This is a genomic window from Pseudomonas bharatica CSV86 (genome assembly GCF_000319305.2).
In the GTDB taxonomy this organism is placed as follows: domain Bacteria; phylum Pseudomonadota; class Gammaproteobacteria; order Pseudomonadales; family Pseudomonadaceae; genus Aquipseudomonas; species Aquipseudomonas bharatica.
In genome coordinates this window covers 2,700,446-2,711,763 of the sequence record NZ_AMWJ02000002.1, presented here as the reverse complement: position 1 = coordinate 2,711,763, position 11,318 = coordinate 2,700,446, and the positions used below count along the sequence as shown (strand labels likewise).

The following is an 11,318-nucleotide window of genomic DNA, read 5'->3' as shown; positions in this document are numbered from 1 at the left end:
GCAACTACGAGAAGCTGGTGACCGCTGGTACGCCGAGCACTGTGGTCAACGACAACCCGAACAACCTCGACACTACGGGGTCAGCCTGACCGCCTCCGGCACCGTCCAGGAAGGCGGCCAGATCACCTACACCGCCAAGCTGACCAACCCGGCCGGCAGCGCAATGACCGTCAGCCTGAGCAAATGGCTCGACCATCACCATCGCCAAGGGCCTGAGCGAAGGCTCGGTGACCGTCGATGCGCCGAAGAACAGCGTGTATATCGACGCCGGCAATGTCAGCGCGACGATCAGCGGCACCAGTGGCGGCGACTTCGAGAAACTGAATATCAGCAGCACGCCCGCCGTGACGGCGGTCACCGATACGATCGACACCTCGACCGTGACCCTGACCGCCACGCCAAGCGTGGTCGAAGGCGGCGTGGTCACCTACACCGCCACCGTCACCTCGCCGGTGACCGTGGCACCGCTGGTCATCAGCCTGGCCAACGGCCAGTCGATCACCTCCCGGTCAATGCCACCAGCGGTACCGTGACCTACGTCGCGCCGAACAATGTGTATGCCACCAATACACCGCTGACCAACAGCATCACCGGCATGACCGGCGGCAACTACGAGAAGCTGGTGAGCACGGGCACGACCACCACTACGGTGACCGACAGCCCGTCGAACCTGGACACCACAAATGTCACCCTCACTGCGACCAACACCGTGCAGGAAGGCGGCCAGATCACCTATACGCCAAGCTGTCCAACCCGGCCGGCTCGGCGATGACCGTGACCCTGAGCAACGGCTCGACCATCAACATCGCCAAGGGCCTGAGCGAAGGCTCGGTGACCGTCGATGCGCCGAAGAACAGCGTGTACGTCGATGCCACCAACGTCAGCACGAGCATCACCGCCACCACGGCGGGACTTCGAGAAGGTCAACGTCAGCTCGGCTCCGGCCGTGACCTCGGTCACCGATTACCATCGACACCAGCACCGTGACCCTGAGTGCAACCCCGAGCGTGATCGAGGGCGGTACCGTGGTCTACACCGCTACCGTCAGCTCGCCGGTGACCGTTGCGCCGGCTGGTCATCAGCCTGGCCAACGCCAGTTCGATCACCATCCCGGTCAATGCCACCAGCGGCTCGGTCAACTACAACCGCACCGAACAACCCGTACACCAGCAACCGACGCTGACCAACAGCATCACCGGCGTCAGTGGCGGCAACTTCGAGAAACTGGAGGCCTCCGGCACGACCACCACCACGGTCACCGACGGCCCGATCGACACACCACCGTGAGCCTCAGCGCCACCGGCTCGGTACAGGAAGGCGGCCAGATCACCTACACCGCGACCCTGACCAACCGGCAGCGTCGCCGGTAACCGTGACCCTGTCCAACGGCTCGACCATCGTTATCGGCAAGGACCAGCTGTCCAGCAGCATCACCCTGCCGGCGCCGGCGGACACCCCGTACATCGACGCCAGCAGCATCAGCACGAAGATCACCGGTGCCAGCGGTGGCGGCTTCGAGAACCTGGCCTACAACGCCACACCAGCGGTCACCCAGGTCACCGACACCAATACCCCCACCACCATCAGCATCAGCGGCAGCACGCTGGTGGCCGAGGGTGCGACCGGCAGCTACACCATCAACCTGAGCAACCCGTCGCAGTCGGCGGTCACCGTCAAGCTGAGCTATTCCGGCACCGCCACCAATGGCTCGGACTACACCGGCGTGACCACCGTGACCATCCCGGCCGGGGCGAACAAGGTCGACTTCACCATTCCGACCATCAAGGACCTGGTGACCGAAGGCACCGAGCAGTTCACCGTCAAGATCGACTCGGCCACCGGCGGCAACTTCGAGAGCGTGGTGGTCAGCCCGACCCAGGGCAGTGTGACCACCTCGATCTACGAGCCGGCACCGGTCCTGGACCTGGATGCCAACAACTCCAGCGGTGCGACCGGTGCCGATTACCAGGTGACCTTCACCGAAGGCCAGCCGGGCGCCGGCGTGTCCATCGGCGATATCGACCTGAACATCACCGACTACGACAGCACGTTGATGACCGGGGCTACCGTGACCCTGACCAACCGCATGGCCGGCGATGCGCTGAACCTGGGCAACAGCGTGGGTGGCATCAGCATCAATGCGGTGAGCACCAACGACAAGGTCACCCTGGTCCTTAGCGGCCCGGCGTCGATCGCCGATTACATCCAGCGCCTGAAGAACATCACCTTCATCAACACCAGCGATGACCCAAGCAGCACACCGCGGGTCATCACCGTGACGGTCACGGACGGGGTCAATACCTCGAACGTCGCCACCACCACGGTCAACGTGGTGCCGGTGAACGATGCACCGACCGCCGCCGGTGGCGAGATCACCGGCACCGAGGACACCGACCTGGTCCTGACCTGGTCCAGCCTGGGCGTCAGCGACCTGGACAACCTGCCGAGCGCGCTGGGCATCACCATCACCCAGCTGCCGGCCAACGGCACCCTGCAATACAAGGACGGGGCAACCTGGAAGACCCTGACCGCCGCCGATGCCGGCAAGGTGTTCAGCAAGGCCGATATCGATGCGGGCAACCTGAAGTTCGTGCCGCAGGCCAACCAGTCGGGCATCAGCGCCAACGGCGGCTCCGGCGTGGGCAACCAGCAGGCCGACTATGCGCAGATCAAGTTCAAGCCGTACGACGGCAAGGACATGGGCAACGAAGCCACATTGAAAGTCGATATCACCCCGGTCGCCGACCAGCCGACCCTGACCATCGGCAGCAACGCCGTGGCCTCGATCGGCCTGACCAAGGAGATCTACACGGGCTGTCGGGCCTGGGCACCGACGGCAACGGCGCCAATGCCGCAACCCTGAAATCGGTGATCGACGCGGCGGCCGGCAAGGCGCAGTCCACCACCATCGCCACCAACGCGGCGGAAACCTCGGTGACGGCGGGCGTTGCCTCGAAGACGTCCGGCCTGATGTACATGGAGGCCGGCAGCACCTACAAATTCACCGGTACCGGTGACGACAGCCTGGCAGTGGTGGTGGGCGGCAAGGACGTGGCCAGCACCACCTGGGGCGCCGGCGGCCAGCTCAACGGCACCTTCACACCGACCAAGAGCGGCTACTACACCGTCGAGATCTACCATTACAACCAGGCGGGCCCGGGCAGCTACGACGTCAACCTCTCGGTGAACGGCGGCGCGACCATCGACGTCAGCCAGGCCGGCACCGCGCTGTACCCGACCGTGGCGGCCCTGGCGGCAGCCGGCGTCACCGTTTCCGACCTGCACGGCAGCGGCGGCAAGGGTTACTACGACGGCTACAAGCTCAATGAAGGCGGCGAGAACGGCACGGTCAAGCTGGTCGGCATCAGCTCGGCCCTGACCGATACCGACGGCTCGGAAACCCTGGCGGTCAAGCTCGGCGGCATCCCGGCCGGCTCGGTAATCAGCGACAACGCCGGCCACAGTGTCGCCGTGGGCAGCACCCTGGTAGACGTCACCGGCTGGAACCTCAACGCCCTGACCATCAAGCCACCGGCGTACTACTCCGGGACCTTCAACGTGTCGGTCAGCGCCATCGCCACCGAAAGCGTCAACGGCAGCAGCGCCACCACGCCGGGCAGCATCAAGGTCACGGTGTATGGCGACACCTACGCCACAGCGGTGAACGCCACCGCCGACAGCGACACCTGGACCGGTACCGACGGCAACGACCTCATCGCCGCCGACATCAACGGCCTGCACGTGGTCGCCGGGCAGAACTACAACCTGGCATTCATCGTCGACACCTCGGGCAGCATGAAGGACTCGGTGGACGCGGCGCAGAAAGCCCTGCAGTCGGTGTTCACCACCCTGTCCAACAGCGTCCAGGGCGCCAGCTCCGGCACGGTGAACATCCTCTTGGTGGACTTCGCCACCCAGGTCAAATCCACCGTGTCGGTGAACCTGGCCGACAGCGGCGCGCTGCAGACCCTGAAAAACGCCCTGACGTCCATGTCGGCCAACGGCGGCACCAACTACGAGGACGCCTTCAAGACCACTGCGAACTGGTTCCAGGCCCTGAAGAACGCCGGTGTCACCGCGACCAACCAAACCTTCTTCATTACCGACGGCCAGCCGACCTACTACCAGACCGGCGAACGGGTGAACCCGACGCTGATCACCTACAGCGGCAGCAAGGCCAACCTGACGATGGATACCTACCTGTCGTCGATCAACTACAAGATCGGCCAGGTGGTGAATACCAACCTGGACAACAACAACTACCTGACCATCGACAGCAGCGGCAACCTCAACCTGTACAAGAACGGCAGCTGGTTCTCGTCACTCAGCGGCACCCTGCATGCCCAGGGCGACGGTACCTACGAGCTGTCGAGCCTGGCCGGCCAGGGCAGCTATGCCGACACCGACACCATCAACAACTCGAAGAGCGCCTTCGCGGTACTCAAGGCGTTGTCGCCGAACATCGAGGCCATCGGTATCGGCAGCGACATCAATACCAGCGACCTGAAGCCATACGACTCCGACGGTGTGCCGCAAACCAACATCGACGCCAACAACCTGGCCAACGCCATCCTCGGCCACACCGAGGCGACCCTGCCGGGCAACGACACGGTCAATGCCGGCGATGGCAACGACATCGTGTTCGGCGACCTGATCCTGTTCCCGACTGTGTCCGGCAACGGCGTCGAAGCCCTGCAAAGCTACGTTGCACAGCAGAAGGGCATCGATGTCAGCGCGGTGGACAGCAAGACCATGCACCAGTACGTCACCGAGCACATCAGCGAGTTCGACATCTCGCGCACGAGCGATGGCGACGACAAGCTGTTCGGCGGCGACGGCAACGACATTCTCTTCGGCCAGGGCGGCAACGACACGCTCGATGGCGGCAAGGGCAATGACATCCTGCTCGGCGGTACCGGTAACGACACCCTGCTCGGTGGCGAAGGCAACGACCTGCTGTTCGGCGGCAAGGGCAACGACACCCTGACCGGCGGTTCGGGTGCCGACACCTTCATCTGGCGGGCGGGCGATACCGGCAACGACATCATCAAGGACTTCAAGCCGGCCGAAGGTGACCGTCTCGACCTGAGCGACCTGCTCCAGGGCGAAAAGGCCAGCACCATCGACAATTACCTGAAGATCACCACGGTGAACGGCGAGTCGACCCTACAGGTCAGTAGTGAAGGCAAGCTCAACGCGAGCGGCGGCATCGCCAATGCCGACGTAACGATCAAGCTGGAAGGGGTGAACTGGTCCAATACCTCGATCAACTCGTTGATCAGCGGTGCGGATCCGACCATCAAGATCGACCACAACAACAGCTGACAGCGGTTCCGACGCCGGCTCTGCGGAGCCGGCGGACGACAGCCGTTTTGCCTGATGCGTCGCGGCCAAGCATACTCATGCGCCGCGCGCTGCGCGCCTGGCCTAAGCTGCTGACGAGATGGATTCGACGAGACGAGGTAAAACCATGTTCTACGTGCAACGCGATGCGGCGGGCCAGTTACTCCGGGTCGAAGCGGTTGCCTTTGCCGAGGCCACGGAAATGCTGCCGGCCGATCACGCCGAGGTCCTGGAGTGGTTCGCCGACGATGTTGTGGAGAACAGCCTCAAGCAGCTCAAGCAGAGCGACCTGGACATGATCCGGGTCCTGGAGGACTTGATCGATGTGCTGACCACCAAGGGTGTGATCAGCATCACCGACCTGCCACCAGGCGCCCAGGCCAAGCTGCTCAACCGCAACACCGCGCGGGCGGCACTGGGCGGCCTGAACAACCTGATCGATGAAGACGAGCAGGGCGGGTTGATCTGACTCACCGCGGTCCCTGTGGGAGCTGGCTTGCCAGCGATTTGGCCAGGCCTGACAACCTCATCGCTCAAGCCGGCCCCATCGCTGGCAAGCCAGCTCCCACAATGTCCAGGTCAGGGCTCGGTGCAGTGTTCGGCCGAGATTTTTTGGAGCAAGCCAAGGTGATATAGGCTGGCCCAATACCCTGTGGGAGCTGGCTTGCCAGCGATTTGGCCAGGCCTGACAACCTCATCGCTCAAGCCGGCCCCATCGCTGGCAAGCCAGCGCCCACAATGTCCAGGTCAGGGCTGGGTGCAGTGATCGGCCGAGATTTTGTTGGGGCAAGCCAAGGTGATATAGGCTGGCCCAATACCCTGTGGGAGCTGGCTTGCAAGCGATTTGGCCAGGCCTGACAACCTCATCGCTCAAGCCGGCCCCATCGCTGGCAAGCCAGCGCCCACAATGTCCAGGTCAGGGCTGGGTGCAGTGATCGGCCGAGATTTTGTTGGGGCAAGCCAAGGTGATATAGGCTGGCCCAATACCCTGTGGGAGCTGGCTTGCCAGCGATTTGGCCAGGCCTGGCAACCTCATCGCTCAAGCCGGCCTCATCGCTGGCAAGCCAGCTCCCACAATGTCCAGGTCAGGGCTGGGTGCAGTGATCGGCCGAGATTTTGTTGGGGCAAGCCAAGGTGATATAGGCTGGCCCAATCCCTGTGTGAGCTGGCTTGCCAGCGATTTGGCCAGGCCTGACAACCTCATCGCTCAAGCCGGCCCCATCGCTGGCAAGCCAGCTCCCACAATGTCCAGGTCAGGGCTGGGTGCAATGATCGGCCGAGATTTTGTTGGGGCAAGCCAAGGTGACATAGGCTGGCCCAATACCCTGTGGGAGCTGGCTTGCCAGCGATTTGGCCAGGCCTGGCAACCTCATCGCTCAAGCCGGCCCCATCGCTGGCAAGCCAGCTCCCACAATGTCCAGGTCAGGGCTCGGTGCAGTGTTCGGCCGAGATTTCGTTGGGGCAAGCCAAGGTGATATAGGCTGGCCCAATACCCTGTGGGAGCTGGCTTGCCAGCGATTTGGCCAGGCCTGACAACCTCATCGCTCAAGCCGGCCCCATCGCTGGCAAGCCAGCTCCCACAATGTCCAGGTCAGGGCTGGGTGCAATGATCGGCCGAGATTTTGTTGGGGCAAGCCAAGGTGACATAGGCTGGCCCAATACCCTGAGGGAGCTGGCTTGCCAGCGATTTGGCCAGGCCTGGCAACCTCATCGCTCAAGCCGGCCTCATCGCTGGCAAGCCAGCTCACACAATGTCCAGGTCAGGGCTCGGTGCAGTGTTCGGCCGAGATTTCGTTGGGGCAAGCCAAGGTGATATAGGCTGGCCCAATACCCTGTGGGAGCTGGCTTGCCAGCGATTTGGCCAGGCCTGACAACCTCATCGCTCAAGCCGGCCCCATCGCTGGCAAGCCAGCTCCCACAGGTTTCGAGCCGACCACAAGACTGTGCTCAGCGCCAGGGTGCCGGTTCGCCCACCAGGCGGCCTTGCACGCCCTGGATCTCCATTTCCCGAAGCACCTGCAACTCGCCTTCGGTTTCCACGCGCTCGGCGATCAGCGGCAGGTCGATGCTGTGGGCTGCGCGCTGTATCGCCTCGATGAAGATGCGCTTGTGCTGTTCCTCGTCGATGGCGCGGATGTAGCTGCCGTCGATCTTCAGGTAGGCCAGACCGAGATGGGCAAGGTTGCCGATCATGCTGAAGCGGCCGCCGAAATGCTGCAGGCTGAGGCTGAAGCCCAGGCCGCGCAGACGCCGGGTCAGTTGTTCCAGCACCGCCTGCTCGGGCAACTGCTCCTCGGCGATTTCCAGGGTCAGGCGCGGGCCGAGGCTGGCATGCTGGCCAAGCAGGTCGAAGACCTTCTGCAGACTGGCCGGGTTGGCCACGGTGGTTGCCGACAGGTTCAGCGCCAGCGACCGGTCATGCCCGTGCATCTGCTTGAGCACCTTTTCCAGCATCAGCAGGTCAAGGCGGGTTGCCCAGCCGAAGCGCTCCAGCGCCGGCAGGAAGCGGCCCGCGGCGATGGCTTCGCCACGCTCGTCGATCAATCGCGAGAGCACCTTGTAGTGCAGCACGCGATCGAGATGGTTGCTGTCTACCACCGGCTGGAAGAACAGTTCGAAGCGACCCTGGGCCAGGGCATCGTCCAGCAGCGTATGCCACTGCCGGTGGGTATCGCTGGCCTGGGTCGCAGAACCCTGCTCCAGGCACACCCACGACGGCTCCGGCTGGCTCTGGGCGCGGGCCAGGGCCTCATCGGCCAGTTGAAGCAAGGCCTTGGGCTCGTCACCCGGGCTGAACGGCGCCAGGCCGATGCAAGCCGAAGGCGTGACATCGGAAATCCCGCGCAGGCCGGCGTCCAGCGCCTCCGCCAGGCGAATGGCGTCGTCATGGCTCAGGCCTGGCGCAAGTACGGCGAATTCGCCACCACGGCTGCGGGTGATCAGGTTATTGGTTTCCGGGAAGCTGGCGCAGATGCCTTTCAGTTGCTGGCCGACCGCCTGCAACAGTTGGTCGGTACGCTGGCCGCCAAGACGCTGGTTGAGGCCGGCGAGGTCCTGCATGCGCAGCAACAGCAGGTAGCCGTCGCGGGCTTCTTCCAGGTTGCTGACCCGGGCATTCAACTGCATCTCGAAATAGCGCCGGTTGGCCAACCCGGTGAGGCTGTCCTGGTAGGACTCGACCCGCAGCTTCTCGCTGCGCTCGGCCTGCTCCTGGTACAGCGCCTTGAGCTTCTCGACCATCTGGTTCATCGCCTGCACGACCCGACGCAACTCGGGGGTGCGCGGCAGGTCCGGAAGGCTGAGGAATTCGCGGCGGGCGATGGCGTGGGACTGTTCGACCATATAGTCCAGCGGACGCAGCTGGCGCCGCAGCAACAGGGCGCCGGCAATTGCACTCAGCGCCCCGCACAGCAGCAGCCAGCCAAGGCTGCCAAGGGCGCTTTGCCACAGCTTGGCGAGGGCAAACATCGGGTGGCTGACCACCTCGACCCGCGCCGCCTGCTGCCAACCGCGCATGACGATGGCATCGCCACCGGCCGCTTCCAGGCCGATCAGCTTGATGAACCACTGCGGCACCCCTCCCGGGTCAGGATCGGCATGGCGCTCCACCAGCACGGCATTGGAGCCGAGATCGACCACACGGATGCTGGCGTAGTAACCACTGTCGAAGATCGAGCTGACCATCAGCTCGACCATCGCCGGGTCATCCAGGTTCGGCGTCAACGAAAGCGCCAGCGCCGTAGCAGCATCCTGGGCATGGGAGCGCAACTGATTGACGTACTGGCTGCGCGAGCTTTCCAGGCTGACCATGAAGCTGCCACTGAAAGCGACCACCAGGAACAGGCAGATGGCGAGCAACAATTGTTTGAACAGTGACATCGGAGCTCCTCAGTAGACCGGCTCGGCAGGGAATCCCTCCGCCTGCATCTTTTTCAACAGATCCTGCCAACGCGACAGGCGCTTGGTATCGCCGACTTTCTTGTTTCCCGTCGCGCCGGTCAGCCACAAGCCCTCGCCATTGAAGGCGTAGACCGGCAGCAGGTCGGGACGCTGGCTGGCCGGCTTGATCGCATCCATCAGGCTGTCGAGGACCAGGGGCATGGCGTCAGGGCTGGAATAGTAGGTCAGAACCATGTGCGCACGGTTCTGGCGCAGGGCCTTGACGTAGGTGATGCGCAGTTTGTCGGCGGCAACGCCGAGGCGGCGCAGGCTGAAGTACTTGGCGATGGCGTAATCCTCGCAGTCGCCGGCGCCCTTGATCAGCGACTGGATCGGCGTGGCCCAGTAATCGACCTCGTGCCACAGGTCGATATCCTCTTCGTAGCGCAACTGGCGGTTGAAGAACTGGTTCACCACCTGCAGCTTCTGCGCCTCGTCGAGTTGCTTCTGCGTTGCCAGCAGTTGCTGCCAGGCGTCGATGCGCTGCTGGCCAGCACCAAGCGGGCCATACAGGGCAGCGGCCTTGCGGCTGATCTGGGAAAAATCCCAGTCCGCGCGCAAGCCGCCCAGCAACGCCAGGCCAAGCAGCAGGGCGAATCCCACCCGGCGCATGGTCAGAAAAATGGCCCAACGTATCGCCAAGGCAGACTGTCCGCGAAATCCCTGGAAAGGACGATGGTGCCGCCAGGCCCCGGAAAAAACAATCAGCGCCGGACAATCATTGCGCCATCACCTCTCAGGGTGTCCGACAATCGGTTGGCGCCCGGCCCGGCACACCACTTTCATTCCCGTTAAAGTTCATTCAGGATTAGCGCCGGTCCAGCCACAGGCCCTTGCCCGCGTGAGGCGAAACGATTCTGCCAACGGCATGGCCGGCACGGTTTGACAAGCAGCGAACCCCTCACTAGCGTGATTGGATCCAATCCGCACGAAATGCAGGACAACACCAGCGTGGCCGCTAGAACCAAACTCCTCAGCAGCATCCTGGGTAACGAACAGGTCCCCGCGCACCTGGCCCGCAGCGTGATCGAAGAACGTTTGCGCAGCGCCATACTCGACGGACGCCTGGCGCCGGGCATGGCGATCCGCCAACAGGAGTTGGCAACCCTGTTCGGCGTCAGCCGCATGCCGGTTCGCGAGGCGCTGCGTCAGTTGGAAGCCCAGGAGCTGCTGACGGTGGTGGCGCACAAGGGCGCAGTAGTCGCCCCGCTGATCGGCGAGGACGCAGTAGAAGCCTATGAGCTGCGCACCATGCTGGAAAGCGAAGCCCTGCGCCAATCGATTCCCCTGCTCGGCCCTGAAGACATCGCCCAGGCACGCGGCTATATCCAATTGCTGGAGAACGAAACCCGGCACGCCGAGATCGGACGCCTGAACCGTCTGTTTCATATGAGCCTGTACACCAAGGCGCACAACCGAAAGCTGCTGCGCCTGATCGACAATGAATTGTTGCAGGAGGAGCGCTTCCTGCGCTTTCATCTGTCTTCCATGGGCCTGGGCAAGCTGACCCAGGACGATCACAACGGCCTGGTCGATGCCGCCGAGGCCAGGGCCATCGAGGACGCCGTGGCCATCCTGCACCGCCACCTCGACAAGGCGATGCGCACCATTCGCGACTATCTGGGCAAGACCGCACAGTAAGCGTTGCTCTCCCCCGCTTCCCACGCCCGCTTCGCCCGGCCATGACAGGCTGGGCGTTTTCTGCACACTCTAGTTCGAGCAAGTGACCGATCGATCGGCTGCGGCACGGCCCTGGTCGCCTGCACGAATTTCAACCAGCAGAAGGAGCGCGCCCGGGCGAGGGCCGATTGCGATCAACCGCCCCGATAAAACATCCAGTCCGTTCGTTCATTTCCGGAAAGTGCCCGGAGTGAGGCATTCACTCATCATCAACTTACTTTGGCGCTTATTAGCCGAAGCGGGAACTTTCATCCAAATAAAACAACTTTCAATTGTTTTAGTGGACGCGCTCAACCTATGAAAACCAGCGGAAATATTATATTCGCAAATAACTTGCGAAAAACTTTCAAGTTGCC

At 63.2% G+C, this 11,318-nt stretch carries 4 protein-coding genes and 1 pseudogene; 3 read left to right on the top strand and 2 right to left on the bottom strand.

What is annotated here, in order from left to right; all coding sequences use genetic code 11:
• Positions 1–5,325 (top strand): annotated as a pseudogene (locus CSV86_RS33865) (immunoglobulin-like domain-containing protein); the annotation flags it as partial.
• Positions 5,326–5,470: 145 nt separating this feature from the next.
• The gene (locus CSV86_RS26335) at positions 5,471–5,812 is read left to right on the top strand and encodes a hypothetical protein (RefSeq protein WP_009407649.1); all 342 of its coding nucleotides are present in this window, start codon (positions 5,471–5,473) and stop codon (positions 5,810–5,812) included.
• Between the two features lie 1,478 nt (positions 5,813–7,290).
• On the opposite strand, the gene lapD is transcribed toward CSV86_RS26335, so the two are convergent.
• Both lapD and lapG read right to left on the bottom strand, forming a co-directional pair.
• Positions 7,291–9,222, bottom strand: a complete 1,932-nt coding sequence (lapD, locus tag CSV86_RS26330) for a cyclic di-GMP receptor LapD (RefSeq protein WP_009400410.1) — start codon at positions 9,220–9,222, stop codon at positions 7,291–7,293.
• A 9-nt stretch (positions 9,223–9,231) separates the two neighbouring features.
• A complete protein-coding gene (gene lapG / locus CSV86_RS26325) occupies positions 9,232–9,894 on the bottom strand; it encodes a cysteine protease LapG (RefSeq protein ID WP_158467804.1) in 663 nt (220 codons plus the stop codon).
• A gap of 321 nt (positions 9,895–10,215) precedes the next feature.
• Here lapG and CSV86_RS26320 point away from each other — a divergent pair, with 321 nt between their 5' ends.
• Positions 10,216–10,923, top strand: coding sequence for a GntR family transcriptional regulator (locus CSV86_RS26320; protein ID WP_009408427.1), 708 nt, complete (start codon positions 10,216–10,218; stop codon positions 10,921–10,923).
• Positions 10,924–11,318 lie beyond the last annotated feature (395 nt).